Origin of the sequence: Streptomyces sp. SudanB52_2052 (assembly GCF_964272415.1) — a bacterium.
GTDB classification, from domain to species: domain Bacteria; phylum Actinomycetota; class Actinomycetes; order Streptomycetales; family Streptomycetaceae; genus Streptomyces; species Streptomyces olindensis.
In genome coordinates this window covers 6,142,719-6,163,122 of sequence record NZ_OZ186796.1, presented here as the reverse complement: position 1 = coordinate 6,163,122, position 20,404 = coordinate 6,142,719, and the positions used below count along the sequence as shown (strand labels likewise).

Below are 20,404 nucleotides of genomic sequence, written 5' to 3'. Positions count from 1 at the left end.
GGATCCGGCACGTCGGGCGTGAGACCGAGCCGGGGGGTACTGCGCGGGGCGGTGCGGCGGGCGGATTACTCCCCGGGGAGTACCGCCGGTGCTAGGACGGTGTCCGGGCCGCCGCCGCGAGCACGCGTGTCACGTCGTCGGAGCAGATCGTGAGCGCCGCCCCCACGGTCGCGAGGACGTCCCGCTCGGCCGGCGTGTACGGCCCGTCCGCGAGGGCGATGCGCGCGCCCTGGAGCAGGATCGATTCGCGGCCGACGGTGGCGAGGTGCGGGGCGAGCGGGTCCAGCGCCTCGTGGAGCTCTATGGCCAGCCCGGCGCCGCAGGGTTCGCCGGTGATGCGGCCGGTGTCCGCCTCCAGCGCCTCGACGAGGGCGGCGAGCTGCTCCTCGGTGCAGTCGTCGAAGCCGGCCGCGCGCACGGCGAGCACGGCGGACTCCAGTGCCGTGCGGGATCCGGCGCCGCCCGCGGCGAGCACCGCGAGGGCGACGGTGTGCACGGCGTCGCGGAGCATCGCGGAGAAGCGGGTGGTGGTCGGGTGGTCGAGGACGTCGGTGCCGAAGTGGCGGCGGCAGGCGGCGCACTCCACGACGGGGCCGGTCTCGCCGCGCGGGAGCACGGGCAGGCCGAGCAGGGTGAAGCGGCGTTGTCCGGTCAGCCGCTGGTAGTTGCGGTCGCCGCCGCAGCCGGGGCAGAAGAACTCCCCGTCGCCGGCGGCCGTCCACGCGGTACGGGTGCCCAGGATGCGCGAAAGCCTGGCGGCACGGCCGTTGGGTCCCCGTCCTGGCAGCACGTCGCACCTCCGTCACGCCGCACGGCAGCGTCGCCGCGCTTGCGTGATGTTAGCCACATCTGTGAGGAGGAGTCAGCACCCCGGAGGAGACCTTTCCGTGACCCTCACAGGGATTGGCCGGTATGTGACGGGGCTCCGCCCGCCGGCCATCGGCGGACGGAGCCCTCACATCGCCTTCAGGGCTGGTCAGCGCGTCGCGCGGTTGACGGCCGAGACGACGGCCTTCAGCGAGGCGCGCGTCGTGTTCGCGTCGATTCCGATCCCCCACAGGACCTTGTCGTCGATCGCGCATTCGATGTAGGAGGCGGCCTGCGCGGAGGCGCCCTCGCTCATCGTGTGCTCCTGGTAGTCCAGCAGGCGTACGTCGATGCCGATGGACTGCAGGGCGTCGAAGAACGCCGAGATCGGGCCGTTGCCGGAGCCGGTGAGGACGGTGTCCTGGCCGTCGACCGTGGCCTCCACCTTCAGCGTGTCCACGCCGTCGGTGTCGGTGGTCGACTGGTTGTTCTTGACCTGGATCCGGCCCCAGGGGTTGTCGGGGTTCGGCAGGTACTCGTCCTGGAAGACGGCCCAGATGTCCTTCGGCGTGACCTCGCCGCCCTCGGCGTCGGTCTTGGCCTGGATGAGCTTGGAGAACTCGATCTGCATCCGGCGCGGCAGGTCCAGCTTGTGGTCGTTCTTCAGGACGTAGGCGATACCGCCCTTGCCGGACTGCGAGTTGACCCGGATGACCGCCTCGTAGGAGCGGCCGACGTCCTTGGGGTCGATGGGCAGGTAGGGGACGGCCCACTCGATGTCGTCGACGGTGACGCCCTTGGCCTTCGCGTCGGCCTCCATGGCGTCGAAGCCCTTCTTGATGGCGTCCTGGTGGGAGCCGGAGAAGGACGTGTAGACCAGGTCGCCCACGTACGGGTGGCGCGGGTGGACCTCCATCTGGTTGCAGTACTCCCACGTGCGACGGATCTCGTCGATGTCGGAGAAGTCGATCTGCGGGTCGACGCCCTGGGAGAACAGGTTCATGCCCAGGGTGACCAGGTCGACGTTGCCGGTGCGCTCGCCCTGGCCGAACAGACAGCCCTCGACGCGGTCGGCGCCGGCCATCAGGGCCAGCTCGGCGGCGGCGACGGCGGTGCCGCGGTCGTTGTGCGGGTGGACCGACAGGCAGACGTGCTCGCGGCGGGAGAGGTTGCGGCCCATCCACTCGAAGCGGTCGGCGTGCGTGGAGGGCGTGGAGCGCTCGACGGTGGCGGGCAGGTTGAGGATGATCTCGCGGCCCGGGCCGGGCTGCCAGACGTCCATGACCGCCTCGCAGACCTCCAGCGCGAAGTCCAGCTCGGTGTCGGTGAAGATCTCGGGGCTGTACTGGTAGCCGAACTCGGTCTCGGGGCCCAGCAGCTTCTCCGCGTACTCCATGACCAGGCGGGTGCCGTCGACGGCGATCTGCTTGATGTCGTCCTTGGAGCCGCGGAAGACGACCCGGCGGAAGACCGGCGCGGTGGCGTTGTACAGGTGGACCGTGGCGCGCTTGGCGCCCTTCAGGGACTCCACCGTGCGCTCGATCAGGTCCTCGCGGGCCTGGGTCAGCACGGAGATGGTGACGTCGTCGGGGATGGCGCCCGGCTCTTCGATGATGGACCGTACGAAGTCGAAGTCCGTCTGGCCCGAGGCGGGGAAGCCGACCTCGATCTCCTTGTAGCCCATCTTGACCAGCAGGTCGAACATGGCGCGCTTGCGGGCGGGCGACATGGGGTCGATCAGGGCCTGGTTGCCGTCACGCAGGTCGGTGGAGAGCCAGCGGGGGGCGGTGGTGATGCGCTGCTCCGGCCAGGTGCGGTCCGGGATGTCGACCTGCTCGTAGCGGCCGTACTTGTGGATCGGCATGGAACTGGGCTGCTGGCGGTTCGCCATGATGCGGGGGCTCCTCAGGGGGTGTCCGGAAGGACGGCCGACGACGCAGCACCAAGCTCCGCGGGGAGGGAGTCGGCCTCGACTACAGGCCCTCGCCGCGGCAGCTAAGGAGAAGCAGCCCGAAACGCATGATGCGCAGCATGCTAGCCGAGCCTCTTCCCTGCGCGTGGGGTCGTATCAGTATGCGGGACCCGCCACCCAAACGGGACAAAAAGTGCGCTATACCACTTCGCCATAGCACTCACCACGCAACGTGAAGGCTGTTGTCCCGGTATTTCACCAATCATGGTGGCGACTGGTGACAGTCTCGTCACGCAGTGCAAGGGTGCCGGGCATGACGACTCACGGGGGCTTCGAGCCCGTCTTCTGCACCATCGTTCCGCCTCATGTCCTCGACAAGCTCGCCCAGGCCGAGGACCCGGTACTCGCCGGCCCGGCCCGCCGCACCCTCCAGCGCGACGCCTACGAGCGCACCCAGCGCCGCCTCACCACCGTCATCGGCGCGACGGCCGTCGCCTCGGTCGCCGACGGCAAACCGCAGCGCACCATCCACGACGCCCGGCACGGCACCGACCTGCCCGGCCACAAGGTCCGCGGCGAGGGCGACGCCCCCGGCAAGGACGCCACCGTCAACCGCGCCTACGCGGGCCTCGGCGCCACCTTCGAGCTGTTCCTGAAGGCGTACGGGCGCGACTCGATCGACGGCGACGGCCTGCCGCTGGACGCGACCGTGCACTACGACCGGGACTACAACAACGCCTTCTGGAACGGCGAGCAGATGGTGTTCGGCGACGGGGACGGGGAGATCTTCCTCGACTTCACCATCCCGATCGACGTCATCGGCCACGAGCTCGCCCACGGCGTCACGCAGTACACGGCCAACCTCACCTACTTCGGCCAGCCCGGCGCGCTCAACGAGTCCCTGTCGGACGTCTTCGGCGCGCTGATCAAGCAGTACACGCTGGGCCAGACCGCCGCCGAGGCCGACTGGCTGATCGGCGCCGGGCTGCTCGCCCCGCGGGTGACGGGCAAGGCGCTGCGCTCCATGAAGGAGCCGGGCACGGCGTACGACGACGACGTCCTCGGCAAGGACCCGCAGCCCGCGACCATGGACGACTTCGTCCGCACCGGCCGCGACAACGGCGGCGTCCACATCAACTCGGGCATCCCGAACCACGCCTTCTACCTCGCGGCCACGGCCCTCGGCGGCCACGCCTGGGAGCGGGCGGGGCAGGTCTGGTACGACGTGCTGACCGGCGGCGAGCTCAAGCAGCAGGCGATGTTCGTGGACTTCGCCACGCTCACCGTCAAGGCGGCGCGGGAGCGGTTCGGCGAGGGCGAGGAGCTGGACGCGGTGTCGAAGGCCTGGGAGCAGGTCGGGGTGCGGACGCTGTAGTTCCGTACTAGACAGGTGCCATGCGGATTCAGGTGAGGCGCACGGGCGGGTTCGCGGGCATCGAGCGGCACGCCGAGGTGGACACCTCGGGCCGGCCCGATGCCCCCGAATGGCACGCCCTGGCCGAGCGGGCCGTCGCCGCCGGCCGGAGCACGCCGCCGGTCGGGGTTCCGGACGGCTTCAGCTACCAGATCACCGTGGACGGGAGGACGGTGTACGCGGCCGACCCGCGGCTGACGGACGAGCAGCGCAGGCTGATCTCGCGTGTCCTGAAGGAGGGGGCGTAACGGCCGCTTCCCGTCCGGCCGTTGACTTCCGTTACCCCCGGTACGGATGATCCAGCGCATGGCGACTGACGCAGGCAACCCGATCCCCCGCTTCCCGGCCGGTTTCCTCTGGGGCGTGTCGACCTCGGCGCACCAGATCGAGGGCGCGGCGGACGAGCGCGAACCGTCCGTGTGGGACGCCTTCACGGCCGAGCCGGGGCGGATCAAGGACGGTTCGACGGCGGCGGTGGCCTGCGACCACTACCACCGCCACCGCGAGGACGTGGCGCTCCTGGCCGGCCTGGGCGTGAACGCGTACCGCTTCTCGGTCTCCTGGCCGAGGGTGCGCTCCGGCAAGGGCCTGGACTTCTACGACCGGCTGGTGGACGACCTGTGCGCGGCGGGCATCCGTCCGGTGCCGACGCTGTTCCACTGGGACCTGCCGGTCGGCCTGGACTGGCTGGACCGGGACACGGCGGCGCGCTTCGCCGAGTACGTCACGCAGGTCGCCGACCGCCTCGGCGACCGCGTGACCAAGTGGATCACCCTCAACGAGCCGGCCGAGCACACACTGCTGGGCCACGCCCTGGGCGTGCACGCGCCGGGCCGGAAACTGCTGTTCGACGCGCTGCCGGTCGCCCACCACCAGCTGCTCGCCCACGGCCTGGCCGTGCGGGCCCTGCGCGCCTCGGGCGCCACGGACATCGGCATCGCCAACTCGCACGGACCGACCTGGGCGGCGTCCACCGAGGCGGCGGACGTGGAGGCGGCCGACTTCTACGACGTGCTGCTGAACCGCCTGTTCGCCGACCCGCTGCTGCTGGGCCGGTACCCGGACGGCATCGGCGAACTGATGCCCGGGGACGTCGAGGCCGACCTGAAGGTGATCGCCGAGCCGCTCGACTGGTACGGCGTCAACTACTACGCCCCGACCCGGGTGGGCGCCCCGCAGGGCGCGGAGATCGAGTTCGGCGGGGTCACCATGCCCGCCGAACTGCCCTTCTCGGTACGGGAGATCGAGGGCCACCCGGTCACCGACTTCGGCTGGCCGGTCGCGCCGGAGGGCCTCACGGAACTCCTCACCGCCTTCCGCGACCGGTACGGCGACCGGCTCCCGCCCGTCGTCATCACCGAGAACGGCTGCTCCTACCCGGGCGTCGACGACCAGGAGCGCATCGCCTTCCTCGACGGGCACGTCCGGGCCCTGCACCGGGCGCTGGCGGCGGGCGTCGACGTGCGCGGCTACTTCGTGTGGTCCCTGCTCGACAACTTCGAGTGGGCGGAGGGCTACGCACGCCGCTTCGGCCTGGTCCACGTCGACTTCGAGACGCAGGAGCGGACCCCGAAGGCCTCCTACCGCTGGTACCGGGAGCTGCTGAGGGCGCAGGGCCCTACGGCTTGATGCCGACCCCGGTCCACAGACTGACCTCGGCGTCCGTCGGGGCGTCGCCCTCGGTGGCGTCGGGCCGCCAGCGGTGGCCGACGGCGATGCCCGGGTCGAGCAGCTCCAGGCCGTCGAAGAAGCGGGCGACGTCCTCCCGGGAGCGGAACTGCACCGGCGTCCCGGCCGTGGTGTAGATGTCGGTGACCTTCTGCCAGGTGGCGGCGTCGAAGTCGGGCGTGCAGTGGCTCAGCGCCAGGGCGCTGCCCGAGGGCAGGGCGTCCAGCAGGCGGCGCACGATGCCGTACGGGTCCTGGGCGTCGGTGACGAAGTGCATCAGGGCGTTGAGGGACAGCGCCACCGGCCGGCCGAGGTCCAGCACCTCGGCCAGCTCGGGCGCGCTCAACAGCGACTCGGGGTCGTTGACGTCCGCCTCCAGGTACGTCGTGCGGCCCTCCGCCGAGCTGCGCATCAGGCGCTCGGCGTACTTGAGGACGAGCGGGTCGTTGTCGGCGTAGACGACCCGGGCGTCGGGGACCACGGACTGGGCGACCTGGTGCAGGTTGGGCTCGGTGGGGATGCCGGTGCCGATGTCCAGCCACTGCCGGATGCCGTGCTCCCGGGCCAGGACCCGGGTGGCGCGGTGCATGAAGGCCCGGTTCTCGCGGGCGCACACGAAGATCGCGGGGTAGGCCTCGGCGACTCGCTCGGCCGCCTGCTTGTCGACCTCGAAGTGGTCCTTGCCGCCGAGGTAGTAGTCGTACATGCGGGCGGAGTGCGGCCTGCTGGTGTCGATGTCCCGCGCGGCCTGCGAGTGGGTCATGGGGGGTGCCTCTCGGTGGGGGGTGGTGGTGCGCCGGCGGTGCCGGGCGGGGGCGGCCCGGGATGTTCCGTCGGTGGTCACGTGCGTGCGGTGGATCCGGTTCAGGCGAATCCCGTTCAGGCGGATCCGGTTCAGGCGAATCCGGTTCAGCGGGCCGTCAGATGGTCGGCGAGGCCCTGCTTGACCCCCGCGACGAACGCGGTGATCTCCTCGGGCGTGTAGATCAGGGCGGGACCGGCCGGGTCCGCCGACTGGCGCACCGCCACGCGGCCGTCGGCGAGCTGCTTGGTCTCCACGCACTGGCCCCCGTTGGGGCCGCTCCACGGACGTTCCCAGCCCTGTTCCCCGAGGTCCGACGCGGGCATTCCGTTGTAGACGGCGCCCTCGGCGATGGTCATGAGTACTCCTTCCGCATGCGGTTCAACAGCGCCCTGCTGTCCGCGGACGAGGTCTTCAGCGACAGCCGGTTGTGCGCCTCCAGATGGGCCACGACGTCGGCGCGCTGGTCCAGGTAGACGGAGGCGGAGAGGATCTCGCTGTAGACGATGTCGGGCAGCTCCCGCTCCTCGAACCGGAAGTAGGTGAACGGCGCGCACGCCCCGACGTGGGCGCCGGCGGAGAACGGCACGATGTCGACGCTGACGTGCTCCAGCTCGGACACCTCCAGCAGCCGGTCGATCTGCTCCCGCATCACCTCGGGGCCGCCCACCACGCGGTGCAGCACGGCCTCCTCCATCACCACCCACAGCGTGGGCGCGTCCGGTCTGGTGAGCAGGCTCTGGCGGCGCAGCCGCAGCTCCACGCGCCGGTCGAGGTCGTCCTCGCTGTCGTTGGGGAAGCCGCCGCGCAGCACGGCGCGCGCGTACCCGGGGGTCTGAAGCAGGCCGGTGACGTACTGCGGCTCGTAGGTGCGCAGGGTGCTGGCGCCGGTCTCCAGGCTGACGTAGGCGGTGAACCAGGACGGCATCACGTCCCGGTAGGGGTGCCACCAGCCGGGCTCGTTGGCCCGCTCGGCCAGGGCGACGAACTCGTCGATCTCCTGCCGGCCCGCGCCGTAGGTCTCCAGCAGCTTCTCGACGTACAGGATCTTCAGGCCGACCTCGGCCTTCTCCAGGCGGCGGATGGTCAGCGGTGTCACGCGCAGGGCCTTGGCCGCGTCGTCGAGGGACAGGCCCGCGGCCTGCCGGGCCTCCTGGAGCCGGCGGCCGAGGATCATGCGCAGGACGGTGGGGGCGCCGGTGCCTGATCGCGCGTCGTTCACGCACTGCCTCCCTGAGGGGTCGTCACCGGCATGGGGGTGAGAAGGAGTTGGTCGTGCCGCCGCACACCGCGGTGGGACCTGCGCGGGGCGATACCGCCCTTCTGAAATTATCAGGGAGATGGTTGCAGCGTGAACTGCACTGCGCGCATAGTTGCTTCTGTGACCAGGAGCCGGAACTGCGAACTCCCCCCTGCCGGTTGGTCCGTTGTCCGCTCGCCCCTTCCTTGATTGCGCCCATCCCCCACGGAAGGCGAACCGCCGTGTCCCCCCACACGACTTCCACCCCCCGGTTCCTGGACGCGGTGCGCCCGGGCCGCACCCACTGGCTGGAGCTGCCGCCGCACCGGGCCAGTGTCAGAGCCGCCCGTCATGCCACGCGTGCGCGGCTGGCCGCGTGGCAGGTGCCCGACGAGGTGTGCGCGAACGCCGTCCTGCTCGTCTCCGAGCTGGTGACCAACGCCGTGCTGCACACGCTCAGCGAACGGATCCTGTGCGGTGTGCAGCTGCTGCCGGAGAAGCGCTTCCGGCTGGAGGTCCACGACGGCGACGTCACGGGCCGCGGCATCCCCGAGTGCTGCCCCGACCTGGACGACGAGGGCGGCCGCGGCCTGCTCCTGGTCCGGGAGATAGCCGACAGCTGGGGCGTCACCCGCTCGACCCTGACCGGAGGAAACGCCGTGTGGGCGAGCCTGGCGACGGCGTTATAGCGCGCGAACGAACTCAGAACCCCAGCTTGCGCAACTGCCGCGGATCCCGCTGCCAGTCCTTCGCGACCTTCACGTGCAGGTCGAGGAAGACGGGCGTTCCCAGCAGGGCCTCGATCTGTTTGCGGGACTTGATACCGACCTCCTTCAGGCGCTTGCCCTTGGGGCCGATGACGATGCCCTTCTGGCTGGGGCGCTCGATGTAGACGAAGGCGTGGATGTCCAGGAGGGGCTTGTCGGCCGGGCGGCCCTCGCGGGGGAGCATCTCCTCCACCACGACCGCGATGGAGTGCGGCAGCTCGTCGCGGACGCCCTCCAGCGCGGCCTCCCGGATCAGCTCCGCGATCATGACCTGCTCCGGCTCGTCGGTGAGCTCGCCGTCGGGGTAGAGCGCCGGACCCTCCGGCAGCAGCGGGACGATCAGGTCGGCCAGCAGACCCACCTGCTTGTCGCCGACCGCCGACACCGGGACGATCTCCGCCCACTCGAAGCCGAGCTCCTTGCCGAGCTGGTCGATCGCGATGAGCTGCTCGGCGAGCGCCTTGCCGTCCACCAGGTCGGTCTTCGTGACGATCGCGATCTTCGGCGTCTTCTTGATGGACGCCAGTTCCTTCGCGATGAAACGGTCGCCGGGGCCGAGCTTCTCGTTGGCGGGCAGACAGAAGCCGATCACGTCCACCTCGGCCCACGTCGTGCGCACGACGTCGTTGAGCCGCTCGCCGAGCAGCGTGCGCGGCTTGTGGAGGCCCGGGGTGTCGACCAGGATCAGCTGGGCGTCGGGGCGGTGCACGATGCCCCGCACGGTGTGCCGCGTCGTCTGCGGCTGGTTCGCCGTGATCGCCACCTTCTGGCCGACCAGAGCGTTCGTGAGGGTGGACTTGCCCGCGTTGGGACGGCCCACGAAGCAGGCGAAGCCGGCCCTGTGGACGACTCCGGCAGGCTCTTCGGATGACTGGGTACGGACGCTCATGCCGCCCATTCTCCCTGATCCCCGACGCGGCCCCGTACCGGACGTGCAGTCCAGGCTTACGGTGCAGGCCGGGACGGCCTACGATCACGGGGACATGAAGCTCATCACCGCGATCGTCAAGCCGTACCGTCTCGACGAGGTCAAGAACGCCCTGCAGGAACTCGGGGTGCACGGTCTGACCGTCTCCGAGGCCAGCGGCTACGGCCGGCAGCGCGGCCACACCGAGGTGTACCGCGGCGCCGAGTACCAGGTCGACCTGGTGCCGAAGGTCCGGATCGAGGTCGTCGTCGAGGACGCGGACGCCGACGCCGTCATCGACGCGGTCGTGAAGGCCGCGCACACCGGCAAGATCGGCGACGGCAAGGTCTGGGCGCTGCCCGTGGACACGGTGGTGCGGGTGCGGACGGGCGAGCGCGGCCCCGACGCGCTCTGAACACCGGGGCCGCGTCGCTCTCGTTCCGAGTCGGACTCTCAGTCGAACACGAACGGGCCCGGTGACTGCGGCCCGGTCGCCGTGCAGGTGATGGTGATGCCGAAGACGGTCATCTTCAACGAGCCGCCGAAGGCCTCCAGGCTGTCGCCGGAGGCCACGGTGCCGTTGAGGGGGCCGACCTCGACGGGGGCGCCGGCGGCCATCGCCGGGTTCTTCTTACCGGTGAAGGTGACGCTGCCGCCGCCGGCCTTCACCAGGGTGAGCGTGGACGAGATCGAGTCCGCGCCGAGCGCGATCGGCGCGGTGATCGCCGAGGACTTGACGGTGACGGTGGCGGCGGTGCCGTTCTGGGTGGCCGTGAGCGTGGCGGCGCCGCTGCCGAACGTGCCGCAGTCGGCGCTGATCGTCGCCGTCTGCGGGGTGACGGCGAGGGCGGCGGGGGCGAAGGCGAGCCCGGTGGCCGCGAGGACCCCGGCCGCCAGTGCCGCACCTGCTCCTATGCGCTTGCATCTCATGGAATTCGGTTCCCTTTCCGTGTGGGGGGGACCGCTCGGCACGTGGATGCGGACACACTGCCGAGAGCCGAACCTGACGGTCCGTCGGAACTGACGGTTCCATTGATGCGCGAGGGCCGGGCGGCGACAAGGTTGAAATCTGGCCTACTTACCGCCGGTTACACCGAACTTCAGCCAGCGGTCACCGTGGCCCGAACCGTTCCGTCCGGCCCGGCCACCAGCACCGGCGTCCCGGCCCCGCCGAGGTCCCGTACCGCCGCCCGGTCCTCCCCGGTCACGGTCTCCGCCTCCGTCACCACCGCCGCCGCCTCCAGCGAGGTCGCTCCGGAGGCCACCGCCATCGCCACCGCCGTCTGCAGGGCGCTGAGCTTCAGGGACGCGAGGGCCACGGTCCCCGCGACGTACGTACGCCCGGTCTCGTCGCGCACGGCCGCTCCCTCGGGCACGCCGTTGCGGGCCCGCGCGGAACGGGCCAGGGTGACGATCTTGCGGTCCTCGGGGTCAAGCGCGCTGGTGTCGGTCATGAGGCGAGCATACGGAGAACAGCACGCCTGTCCGGCCACGGGGTCCATCGCCCCGCCCCGCGCCTCCGGCGACCCGCTGTCCGGCGTGCACGACCCCGGAAGGGCGCCTCAGGGGCGGTCGAGTCGGAGGCGCTCGGCGCGCGGCAGGCCGGCCACGACCAGGTCGTAGGAGTCCTCGACGAGCTCCCGGACCAGCTGGTCCGGGAGGTCGCCGTCGGCCGTGACCGTGTTCCAGTGGCGCTTGTTCATGTGCCAGCCGGGGACGATCAGGCCGGGGTGCTCCGCACGGAGCCGGATCGCGTCCTCCGGATCGCACTTGAGGTTGACCGTCAGGGGCCGCGCGTCGAGGTGCGACAGCGCGAAGAGCTTGCCCCGGACCTTGAAGACGGAGATCTCCGGGCTGAACGGGAAGTCCTCCACGGCCGCGTTGAAGGACAGGCAGAAGGCGCGCAGCTCCTGGGGCGTCATTCCGGCTTCTCCTCCTCGTCCTGGTGAGGGTGCGCCGGGTCCACCGGCTCGGCCAGCACGGTCACGATCTTGTTCCGGCGGCCGGCCGCGGCCTCCGCGGTCAGGCGCAGCTCCCGGCCGTCGGGGAGGGCGACCACGGACGACGCCCCGGCGATGGGGACCCGGCCCAGCGCCTTCGCGAGCAGGCCGCCGACCGTCTCGACGTCCTCGTCGTCGAACGCGTCCAGGCCGTACAGCTCACCCAGGTCGCCGATGTCGAGGCGGGCGGTGACCCGGAAGCGGTCCTCGCCGAGGTCCTCGACCGGGGGCAGTTCGCGGTCGTACTCGTCGGTGATCTCGCCGACGATCTCCTCGAGGATGTCCTCGATGGTGACGATGCCGGCCGTGCCGCCGTACTCGTCGATGACGACGGCGACGTGGTTGCGCTCCTTCTGCATCTCGCGCAGCAGGTCACCCGCGTTCTTGGTGTCGGGCACGAAGAACGCCGGGCGCATGGCCGTCGACACCTGCTCGGACTCGGCGTCGCGGCTGATGTGCGTCTTGCGGACCAGGTCCTTCAGGTACACGATTCCGACGATGTCGTCCTCGCTCTCGCCGGTGACCGGGATGCGCGAGAAGCCGGAGCGCAGGGCGAGGGTCAGGGCCTGGCGGATGGTCTTGAAGCGCTCGATGACCACCAGGTCCGTGCGCGGGACCATGACCTCCCGCACGAGGGTGTCGCCCAGTTCGAAGACGGAGTGCACCATGCGGCGCTCGTCGTCCTCGATGAGGGACTCCTTCTCGGCGAGGTCGACCAGCGCCCGCAGCTCCGCCTCGGAGGCGAAGGGGCCGCGCCGGAAGCCCTTGCCGGGGGTGAGCGCGTTGCCGATGAGGATCAGCAGCGACGGGATCGGGCCCATGATCCGGGCCAGCGGCACCAGGACGTACGCCGAGACCGTCGCCGTGTTCAGCGGGTGCTGGCGGCCGATGGTGCGCGGGGAGACGCCGACGGCGACGTACGACACGAGGACCATGACCGCGATGGCGATGAGGAGGGCCTCGGTCGTGTTGTCGAACTCCATCAGGCAGCCGTACGTGATCAGCGCGGCGGCGGCCATCTCGCAGGCGACGCGGACCAGCAGCGCCACGTTCAGATAGCGCGTCGGGTCGGCGGCGACCTGGGAGAGCTTGGCGCTGCCCCGGCGGCCGGAGCGCACGGCCTCCTCGGCGCGGAAGCTGGAGACGCGCGCGAGGCCCGCCTCCGCGCAGGCGGCGAGCCAGGCGACCACGACCAGGGCGATCGCGCCGAGGGCGAGCTGCGGACTCATCGGCGGCTTACGAGACGGTCGGCGCCGGGGACGGACCGGTCAGGCCCCGCTCCGCGCGCCAGCCGTCCACGATGGCCGCCTGGAGGCCGAACATCTCGGCCTTCTCGTCCGGTTCCTCGTGGTCGTAGCCCAGCAGGTGCAGCACGCCGTGGACGGTGAGGAGCTGGAGCTCCTCGTCCATGGAGTGCTGCGTCTCCGCTTCCTTGCCCTGCTTCTCGGCGACCTCGGGGCACAGCACGATGTCGCCGAGCAGCCCCTGCGGCGGCTCGTCATCGTCCTTGGACGGGGGACGCAGCTCGTCCATCGGGAAGGACATGACATCCGTGGGGCCGGGCAGGTCCATCCACTGGATGTGGAGCTGCTCCATGGCGTCGGCGTCCACGACGATCACCGAGAGCTCGGAGAGCGGGTGGATGCGCATCCGCGCGAGCGCGTAGCGGGCGATGTCGAGGATCGCCTGCTCGTCGACCTCGGTGCCGGACTCGTTGTTGACGTCGATCGACATGGTGCTGAGTGTGTCTACTTCCCCTTGTGCCCGGACTTGCCGCGGCTCTTGTGCGCGCCGTTCTGGGTGCCGTGCTTGGTGTCGTACTTCTCGTACGCGTCGACGATACGGCCCACCAGCTTGTGCCGTACGACGTCGTGGGACGAGAGCCGGGAGAAGTGGACGTCCTCGACGCCGTCCAGGATGTCCTGCACCTGGCGCAGACCGCTCTTCGTCCCGTCCGGGAGGTCGACCTGCGTCACGTCACCCGTGATCACGATCTTCGAGTCGAAGCCGAGGCGGGTGAGGAACATCTTCATCTGCTCGGGGCTCGTGTTCTGGGCCTCGTCGAGGATGATGAAAGCGTCATTAAGGGTCCTGCCCCGCATATACGCCAGCGGCGCGACCTCGATCGTGCCCGCCGCCATCAGCCGCGGGATGGAGTCCGGGTCGAGCATGTCGTGCAGCGCGTCGTAGAGCGGGCGCAGGTAGGGGTCGATCTTCTCGTAGAGCGTGCCCGGGAGGAAGCCGAGCCGCTCGCCGGCCTCGACCGCCGGGCGGGTCAGGATGATGCGGTTGACCTGCTTGGACTGCAGGGCCTGCACCGCCTTGGCCATCGCCAGGTACGTCTTGCCGGTGCCCGCCGGGCCGATGCCGAAGACGATCGTGTGCTTGTCGATCGCGTCCACGTAGCGCTTCTGGTTGAGCGTCTTGGGGCGGATCGTGCGGCCTCGCGAGGACAGGATGTTCTGCGTGAGCACCTCGGCCGGGGTCTCCTGGCCGTCGCTCTCCCCGTTCTCGCTCGCCTTCAGCATGGCGATCGAGCGTTCCACTGCGTCCTCCGTCATCGGCTGCCCGGTGCGGAGCACCAGCATCATCTCGTCGAACACGCGCGAAATGAGGGCGACGTCCACGGGGTCGCCGACCGCGCTGATCTCATTGCCCCGGACGTGGATGTCGGCCGCCGGGAAGGCCTTCTCGATCACGCGCAGGAGGGAGTCGCCGGACCCCAGGACGGTCACCATGGGGTGCTGGGCGGGGACGGTGAACTGTGCTCTCGCCTGCTCCTGCGCGGGGGTGTGAGCTGTGGGTGTCTGAGTCATGGGCCGGCGCTTAAGGCCTGCGGTTCCTCCTCGTCACGGCCGCATAGCTGAGGGCGGCCTCGCGATTCCCAGGGTACGACGGGGGAGTGACAACGCCGTAGGGGTTTTGGGGGTGGGGTTGGAAACGGAGGCGACAGCCGCTGTTCACTGGCCCCGGGAGGCCAGGAGGTCACGCCGAGCGCCGGAACCCGATCGTGGGGACGGCTCTCCGCAGCGGCCAGGGCCGCACCAGCTCCTCGGACACCAGGTCGGCCAGGAACCCGTACCGCTCCAACGCCGCCGCCGACTGCCCCTCGACCGACTGCACCTTCCGCCACCACGCCGCGATCTCCGACCACCCCGGCGCCGACAACGACCCGCCGAACTCCTGCACCGACAGCGCCGCCGTCAGCCCGGCGAACGCCAGCCGGTCCGCCAGCGGCCAGTCCGCCAGCGTCCCGGTCACGAACCCGGCGACGAACACGTCCCCGGCGCCCGTCGGGTCGAGTGCCTCGACCTCGATGGCCGGCACCTCCGCCGTCTCCCCCGTGCGCCGGTCCACCGCGTACGCCCCGTCCGCCCCGAGGGTGACCACCGCGAGCGGCACGTACTCGGTGAGGGCGTGCGCGGCGGCCCGGGGGCAGTCCGCGCGCGTGTACCGCATGGCCTCCTCGGCGTTCGGCAGGAACGCCTCACAGTGCCGCAGGTCGGGCAGGGCCGCCAGGTCCCACGCCCCGGTGTCGTCCCAGCCGACGTCGCCGAAGACGCGGGTGCCCTTGCTCGCGGCCTGGGCGATCCAGGGCGCGCTGACGCCGGGCGCGAGGGAGGCGACGGCGGCGCGGGCGCGGGGCGGGCACTCGGGGGCCGGCTCCTCGGGGGGCGGTTCGTGGCCGTGCGAGACCATCGTGCGCTCCCCCTCGTACGCCATGGAGACGGTCACCGGGGAGTGCCAGCCGGGCACCGTGCGCGACGGGGAGAGGTCGATGCCCTCGCCGTGCTCCAGGGCGTCCCAGCAGTAGTCGCCGTAGTGGTCGTCGCCGAAGGCCGCCGCGAGGGACGTGCGCAGGCCGAGGCGGGCCAGCGCGGTGGCCATGTTGGCGACGCCGCCGGGGCTCGATCCCATCCCGCGGGCCCAGGACTCCGTCCCGCGGACCGGGGCGGAGTCGAGGCCGGTGAAGATGATGTCGAGGAAGACGGTGCCGGTGAGGTAGACGTCCCAGGGCGGGTCGTCCGGCGCGCGCAGCGGGGCGAGGGGATCGACCTGGGTCTGGCGGTGCGATCCCTTTCCGGCCGGGCCCTTTCCTGCCGGGGCGGTGGACGCGATCACGATGCGCTCCCTGACGTGGTGCGGATCAGGCCAGTGTGCACCACATCACCGACAACGTGACGCCGATCACGCCGGACTCACCCGCCCCGGCAGCTCGCGCCGGGCTCCGCGCGCCCCCGTCCCCGAAAAGCGCAGGCCCTACCAGCGCGGCACCGGGGGCGTCACCCACTCGGGGTCGGCGATCCGCATGGCCGCCGCGTCGTCGCGGTCGCGCAGCGCGCCGTCGTCGTGCAGCCACCGCCGGTGCAGTACGGCCAGCCGGTCGCGGTCGAGCTCCACGCCGAGCCCCGGGGCGTCGGACACCGCCACCCTGCCCCCCTCGAAGGTGAGGCGCTCGGTGAGGACGTCCTCCGACTGCCAGGGGTAGTGGGAGTCGCAGGCGTGGTGGAGGTCCGCGACGGTGGCGGCCACGTGGGTCATCGCGGCGAGGGAGATGCCCAGGTGGGTGTTGGAGTGCATGGACACGCCGACGCCGAAGGTGCGGCAGACGGCGGCGAGCTGCTGGGTGTTGCGCAGTCCGCCCCAGTAGTGGTGGTCGGAGAGCACGACCTGGACGGCGTCCCGGGTGAAGGCCTCCTTGATCTCGGCGAAGGTCGTCACGCACATATTGGTGGCGAGCGGCACGCCGGTCTTCGCGGCGACCTCGGCCATGCCGGCGGTGCCGAGGGTGGGGTCCTCCAGGTACTCGAGGATGTCCCCGAGTTCCTCGGCCACGCGCAGGGAGGTCTCCACCGACCAGGCGCCGTTGGGGTCCAGCCGCAGCGGGTGCCCGGGGAAGGCCTCGGCGAGGGCCCGTACGGCGGCGATCTCCTCGTCGGGCGGGAAGACGCCGCCCTTGAGCTTGAAGGAGGTGAAGCCGTACCGCTCGGTGAACCGCCGGGCCTGCTCCACCACTCCGGCCGGATCGACGGCGGCACCCCAGTCGTCCCGCTCGGCCGGCACGCCCTCGGGGTGGCCGGCCCACTTGTAGAACAGGTAGGCGCTGTACTCGACGGCGTCGCGCACCTTGCCGCCGAGCAGCGCGTGCACGGGCAGTCCGAGCGCCTTGCCGAGGGCGTCGAGGCAGGCGACCTCGAAACCGGAGACGACGGAAAGACGCAGCTTGTCGGCGGTCTGGACGCCCCGCAGCCCGCCGACGTCGACGGCGTTCTCGACCCGGGAGGCGTCCACGGCCACCTTGTCCGCGACCGTGAACAGCCCGTTCAGATCACCGACCTGGCGTCCCTTCAGCCGCTCGGCGAAGGGCCGGGCCAACTCCAGGTACTTGGTGTCGCCGTAGGTCTCCCCCACGCCGGTGATGCCGTCCGCCGTGACGACCTCGACGATCAGTCGGGGCGTGTACGGCTGGTGCACGCCCTGCGTGTTCAGCAGCGGCGGGTCGGCGACCAGGATCGGTGTCAGCCGGACGTCCGTGATGGTGAGGTTCACAGTGCGGCTCCCACGAGGTCGAGTCCGGCGGTGAGGACTGTGCGGAGGGTGGCCAGGTCGGCGGGCGAGGGGTCGGTGAGCGGGGCGCGGACGGGGCCCACGGCGTGCCCGCGCAGTCGGGCCGCCGCCTTCACCAGCGACACGGCGTACCCGGGGACGCGGTCGCGCAGTTCGACGAGCGGGGCGTAGAAGCCGCGCAGCAGCTTGTCGACGGTGCCGTGGTCGCCGTCGCGCAGGGCGGCGAAGAAGGCGCCGGCGATCTCGGGGGCGAAGGCGTGCACGGCGGAGGAGTAGGCGGGGACGCCGACGGTGGCGTAGGCGCGGGCCTGGATCTCGGCGGTGGCGGCGCCGTTGAAGAACAGGAAGTCCTCGGGTGCGGCCAGCGTGAGGCGTTGCAGCCGGTCGAGGTCGCTGTGGCCGTCCTTGAGGCCGATGACGTTCGGCAGGGCGGCGACGCGCCGGAGCGACTCGGTGGTGAAGGCGACCTGGCCGCGCTGGTAGGCGATCAGGGGCAGTGACGTGCGGGCGGCGATCTGTTCCAGCTGGGCGACCAGGCCGTCCTGCGGGGCCGCGACGAGGTAGTGCGGGAGGACCAGGAGCGCGTCGGCTCCGGCGTCCTCGGCGATGCGCGCGAAGCGGACGGCCTGCGCCCAGCCGTAGCCGATGCCGGCGACGACGGGGACGCGGCCGGCCGCCTCCTCGACGGTGAGGGCGACGACCCGCCGGTACTCGTCCTCGTCGAGCGAGAAGAACTCGCCGGTGCCGCAGGCGGGGAAGACCGCGCCGGGCGAGGCGGCGAGCCGGTCCGCGACGTAGGCGCGGAAGCCGTCCGGGTCGAGGGTGCCGTCGTCGCGGAAGCTGGTCAGCGGGAACGACAGCACGCCGCCCGCCATGCCGTCCCGCAGCCGGTGCGCGACCGCTACCGGTCCAGCGCTCACGAGCATCTCCTTATGTAGACGTCATCTATGTATGAGAATGAAGGTTAGGTATGCGAACGTCAACCGCGCGGGCGACCCGATTACCATCGGCGCATGTCAGACACAGGGGGCGTCCGCGAGGTGAAGTCCGCGGCGCGCACGGTCGAGCTGCTGGAACTCCTCGCGGCGCGCGGCGACCGCCCGGCCCGGCTCCAGGAGCTGGCCGGTGAACTCGGCGTGCCGCGCAGCTCGATGTACGCGCTGCTGCAGACCCTGATCTCGCGCGGCTGGGTCCGCACCGACGTCACCGGCTCCCTGTACGGCATCGGCATCCACGCCCTGCTCACCGGCACGAGCTACCTCGACTCCGACCCCCGGGTCCGGGTCGTGCGGCCGTATCTCGACGAGGCCTCCGAGGCGCTCGGCGAGACCATCCACCTGGGCCGGCTGGACGGCCGGGACGTGGCGTACCTGGCCACGCGGGAGTCGCACGAGTACCTCAGGACGATCAGCCGGGTGGGGCGGCGCCTGCCCGCGCACGTCGGCGCCCTGGGCAAGGCGCTGCTGGCGGAACGCCCCGACGAGGAGCTGCCCGAGGGGCCGTACGAGGCGCTGACCCCGAACTCGCACACGAGCCGGGAGTCCCTCGCGGCCGACCTCGCGCGGATCCGGGCCCGCGGCTGGTCCGAGGACCGCGAGGAGGGCGTGCCCGGCATCGTCGGCTTCGGGTTCGCGCTGCGTTACGACACCCCGGCGCAGGACGCGATCAGCTGCTCGGTGCCGGTCGCCCGGCTCACCCCGGAGCACGAGGAGCGGATCGTCGCCGTGATGCGGGAGGTCCGGGCGAAGATCGAGGCGACGGTGCCGACGGGGGCCGGATCGGTGCACTGGCGCTAGCGGGAGACGCGGCGTCACCTCGCAAAAGGCGCTCGTTTACCCGAGCTTCACTGCCCCAAACGCAACGTGCTCCACATCACACCCCCCTGGCTCACGTGTGCGACTGCTTGCTTGATACAAATTGCCCGCGCGTTCCTGTCCGTCGACGGTCGTCGCCCCATCCCCCTTTCTCCGCCGCTCCTTTCGCATGCCCTGGGAACGCCCGTGTTCGCCCCCCGCACCACCCCCTGGCCCCTCGTCGCCCTTTTCACGGCCGGGTACCTCGCTCCGTATCTGCTGCCGACCACCGTCGGCCGGCTCGACTCGGACCTTTCGCTCTCCGCCACGCAGGCCGGTGCCGTCGGCAGTGCGCTGCTGCTGAGTTCGGCCGCCGCCGGTTTCGCCCTCGCCTCGCGGGTCGAACGGGCCGGGGCCCGCGCCCTCGCCCGGCTCGGTCTCCTCCTCGCCGTCCTCGGCTACGGCGGGGCCGCCCTCACCACGTCCGTCCCCGCCGTCGTGGCCGGCGCGATGGTCGGCGGGTTCGGATCCGGCACGGCCACCACCGTCGCCGCCACCCTCATCGCCGCTCAGCGGGACCCGCACCGGGCTTCCACCGCCGGGCTGCTCAGCGTCTCCGCCCTCGCGGGCGCCGTGTACCTGACCGTGCCGCACCTCGGCCCGGGGCACGGCCTGCCCCTGGCCGCGATCGCCCTCACGGCCCTGGCCGTGTGGCCGTTGACCGGCCGCCTCCCGGCCGGTGCGCCCGCCGCTCCCGCCCGGCAGGACAAGGCCCGGTTGCCGCACGCCCGTTCGGGGCTGGTGCTGGCCGCCGCCATGGTGTGCTGGTCGCTGGCGCAGAACTCCCTGTGGGGCGTCAGCGGACGGATCGGGCTGACGCAGGCCCACCTCGGCGAGGCCACCGTCGGCGCCGTCTTCGCCGTGGCGCTGGGCGCCGGTCTGGCCGGCGTCCTGGCGGCGGGCGCGCTCGGGGCGCGCCTGGGACGCGCGGTGCCGATCGGCGCGGGCACGGTCCTCATCGCCGGCTGCATCGTGCTGAGTGCCTCCGCGACCGACCTGACGAGCTTCGCGGCCGGCGAGATCGCCTGGAACACGCTGTACCCGGTGGTGCTGTCGTACCTGATCGGGCTCGCCGCCTCGCTCGACCCGCGCGGGCGCTGGGCGGTGCTGGTCGGCTCGGCGTCCTCGCTGGGCACGGCCGCCGGGCCGCTGACCGGCAGCGTGCTCTCGGCGCAGGCCGGGTTCCCGGTGATGGGCGCGGTCCTCGGCGCCGGGCTGCTGGTGATCGCCCTGCCGATGACCGCCGTCGCCCTGCACACCGGCGGGCGCCCGCTGCTGCCCGGCGCGGTCCGCCGCCGCGGCGGCACCCCGGCCGCCCTGGTCGCCGCCACCACCGGCACGCCCACCGGCGCGGTCCCCGAGATCGGCGCACCCGAGCAGCCGGTGGTGGAGATCCCCGTGGAGACCCCGGCCGTCCCCGCCCAGCGCGCTTACGGCAAGGCGGGGTCGGAGGTCCTCTGAGGGCC

General features: G+C 71.6%; 22 protein-coding genes. 7 read left to right on the top strand and 15 right to left on the bottom strand.

Going from position 1 to position 20,404, the window contains the following annotated elements; all coding sequences use genetic code 11:
* Nucleotides 1-91: 91 nt before the first annotated feature.
* The gene (locus tag ACSUPV_RS27550; RefSeq protein ID WP_031111665.1) at nt 92-790 is read right to left on the bottom strand and encodes a TerB family tellurite resistance protein; all 699 of its coding nucleotides are present in this window, start codon (nt 788-790) and stop codon (nt 92-94) included.
* Between the two features lie 186 nt (nt 791-976).
* Complete coding sequence (gene leuA, locus ACSUPV_RS27545) at nt 977-2,698, bottom strand: 2-isopropylmalate synthase (RefSeq protein WP_031111663.1); 1,722 nt, start codon at nt 2,696-2,698, stop codon at nt 977-979.
* A gap of 334 nt (nt 2,699-3,032) precedes the next feature.
* On the opposite strand from leuA, the gene ACSUPV_RS27540 reads away from it, so the two are divergent.
* The 3 genes from ACSUPV_RS27540 to ACSUPV_RS27530 are packed head-to-tail and all read left to right on the top strand — an operon-like array spanning nt 3,033 to nt 5,762.
* Nucleotides 3,033-4,094, top strand: coding sequence for a M4 family metallopeptidase (locus ACSUPV_RS27540; protein ID WP_359784580.1), 1,062 nt, complete (start codon nt 3,033-3,035; stop codon nt 4,092-4,094).
* A gap of 20 nt (nt 4,095-4,114) precedes the next feature.
* The gene (locus ACSUPV_RS27535; protein ID WP_031111660.1) at nt 4,115-4,381 is read left to right on the top strand and encodes a protealysin inhibitor emfourin; all 267 of its coding nucleotides are present in this window, start codon (nt 4,115-4,117) and stop codon (nt 4,379-4,381) included.
* 58 nt (nt 4,382-4,439) lie between these two features.
* The gene (locus ACSUPV_RS27530; protein WP_037768178.1) at nt 4,440-5,762 is read left to right on the top strand and encodes a GH1 family beta-glucosidase; all 1,323 of its coding nucleotides are present in this window, start codon (nt 4,440-4,442) and stop codon (nt 5,760-5,762) included.
* Here ACSUPV_RS27530 and ACSUPV_RS27525 read toward each other — a convergent pair.
* The 3 genes from ACSUPV_RS27525 to ACSUPV_RS27515 all read right to left on the bottom strand — a co-directional run bounded on the left by ACSUPV_RS27525 (nt 5,752) and on the right by ACSUPV_RS27515 (nt 7,825).
* Nucleotides 5,752-6,564: an SAM-dependent methyltransferase gene (locus ACSUPV_RS27525; protein WP_359784584.1), complete on the bottom strand. Its 813-nt coding sequence runs from the start codon at nt 6,562-6,564 to the stop codon at nt 5,752-5,754. The two genes, ACSUPV_RS27530 and ACSUPV_RS27525, sit on opposite strands and share 11 nt — an antisense overlap.
* Before the next feature lie 146 nt (nt 6,565-6,710).
* Complete coding sequence (locus ACSUPV_RS27520; protein WP_031111653.1) at nt 6,711-6,962, bottom strand: DUF397 domain-containing protein; 252 nt, start codon at nt 6,960-6,962, stop codon at nt 6,711-6,713.
* Entirely contained in the window at nt 6,959-7,825 is an 867-nt protein-coding gene (locus ACSUPV_RS27515; protein WP_031111652.1) for a helix-turn-helix domain-containing protein, read from the bottom strand. The genes ACSUPV_RS27520 and ACSUPV_RS27515 overlap by 4 nt, the downstream gene beginning before the upstream one ends.
* 260 nt (nt 7,826-8,085) lie before the next feature.
* On the opposite strand from ACSUPV_RS27515, the gene ACSUPV_RS27510 reads away from it, so the two are divergent.
* On the top strand, nt 8,086-8,532 hold the full coding sequence (locus tag ACSUPV_RS27510; protein WP_051649287.1) for an ATP-binding protein: 447 nt from the start codon (nt 8,086-8,088) through the stop codon (nt 8,530-8,532).
* A 13-nt stretch (nt 8,533-8,545) separates the two neighbouring features.
* On the opposite strand, the gene era is transcribed toward ACSUPV_RS27510, so the two are convergent.
* Nucleotides 8,546-9,508: a GTPase Era gene (gene era / locus ACSUPV_RS27505; RefSeq protein ID WP_359784587.1), complete on the bottom strand. Its 963-nt coding sequence runs from the start codon at nt 9,506-9,508 to the stop codon at nt 8,546-8,548.
* 85 nt (nt 9,509-9,593) lie between these two features.
* Here era and ACSUPV_RS27500 point away from each other — a divergent pair, with 85 nt between their 5' ends.
* On the top strand, nt 9,594-9,932 hold the full coding sequence (locus ACSUPV_RS27500) for a P-II family nitrogen regulator (protein WP_033306329.1): 339 nt from the start codon (nt 9,594-9,596) through the stop codon (nt 9,930-9,932).
* A 38-nt stretch (nt 9,933-9,970) separates the two neighbouring features.
* Here ACSUPV_RS27500 and ACSUPV_RS27495 read toward each other — a convergent pair whose 3' ends face one another.
* The 9 genes from ACSUPV_RS27495 to ACSUPV_RS27455 all read right to left on the bottom strand — a co-directional run bounded on the left by ACSUPV_RS27495 (nt 9,971) and on the right by ACSUPV_RS27455 (nt 18,011).
* Entirely contained in the window at nt 9,971-10,447 is a 477-nt protein-coding gene (locus ACSUPV_RS27495) for a hypothetical protein (RefSeq protein WP_037768180.1), read from the bottom strand.
* 170 nt (nt 10,448-10,617) lie between these two features.
* A complete protein-coding gene (locus ACSUPV_RS27490) occupies nt 10,618-10,971 on the bottom strand; it encodes a cytidine deaminase (protein WP_031111644.1) in 354 nt (117 codons plus the stop codon).
* A 108-nt stretch (nt 10,972-11,079) separates the two neighbouring features.
* Nucleotides 11,080-11,439 (bottom strand): MmcQ/YjbR family DNA-binding protein, encoded by a 360-nt coding sequence (locus ACSUPV_RS27485; RefSeq protein ID WP_031111643.1) that lies wholly within the window; start codon nt 11,437-11,439, stop codon nt 11,080-11,082.
* Entirely contained in the window at nt 11,436-12,746 is a 1,311-nt protein-coding gene (locus ACSUPV_RS27480; RefSeq protein WP_037768184.1) for a hemolysin family protein, read from the bottom strand. Before ACSUPV_RS27480 ends, ACSUPV_RS27485 begins: the two co-directional genes overlap by 4 nt.
* 7 nt (nt 12,747-12,753) lie before the next feature.
* Nucleotides 12,754-13,251 (bottom strand): rRNA maturation RNase YbeY, encoded by a 498-nt coding sequence (gene ybeY, locus ACSUPV_RS27475; protein ID WP_030239729.1) that lies wholly within the window; start codon nt 13,249-13,251, stop codon nt 12,754-12,756.
* 14 nt (nt 13,252-13,265) lie between these two features.
* Complete coding sequence (locus ACSUPV_RS27470) at nt 13,266-14,333, bottom strand: PhoH family protein (protein WP_078651083.1); 1,068 nt, start codon at nt 14,331-14,333, stop codon at nt 13,266-13,268.
* A 169-nt stretch (nt 14,334-14,502) separates the two neighbouring features.
* Entirely contained in the window at nt 14,503-15,639 is a 1,137-nt protein-coding gene (locus ACSUPV_RS27465; protein WP_031111636.1) for a carbohydrate kinase family protein, read from the bottom strand.
* 138 nt (nt 15,640-15,777) lie between these two features.
* Nucleotides 15,778-17,067, bottom strand: a complete 1,290-nt coding sequence (locus ACSUPV_RS27460; RefSeq protein ID WP_436948761.1) for a glucarate dehydratase family protein — start codon at nt 17,065-17,067, stop codon at nt 15,778-15,780.
* Complete coding sequence (locus ACSUPV_RS27455) at nt 17,064-18,011, bottom strand: 5-dehydro-4-deoxyglucarate dehydratase (RefSeq protein ID WP_436948760.1); 948 nt, start codon at nt 18,009-18,011, stop codon at nt 17,064-17,066. The genes ACSUPV_RS27460 and ACSUPV_RS27455 overlap by 4 nt, the downstream gene beginning before the upstream one ends.
* Before the next feature lie 87 nt (nt 18,012-18,098).
* Here ACSUPV_RS27455 and ACSUPV_RS27450 point away from each other — a divergent pair, with 87 nt between their 5' ends.
* On the top strand, nt 18,099-18,881 hold the full coding sequence (locus ACSUPV_RS27450; RefSeq protein WP_031111629.1) for an IclR family transcriptional regulator: 783 nt from the start codon (nt 18,099-18,101) through the stop codon (nt 18,879-18,881).
* 204 nt (nt 18,882-19,085) lie between these two features.
* Entirely contained in the window at nt 19,086-20,399 is a 1,314-nt protein-coding gene (locus ACSUPV_RS27445; RefSeq protein WP_037768190.1) for an MFS transporter, read from the top strand.
* Nucleotides 20,400-20,404 lie beyond the last annotated feature (5 nt).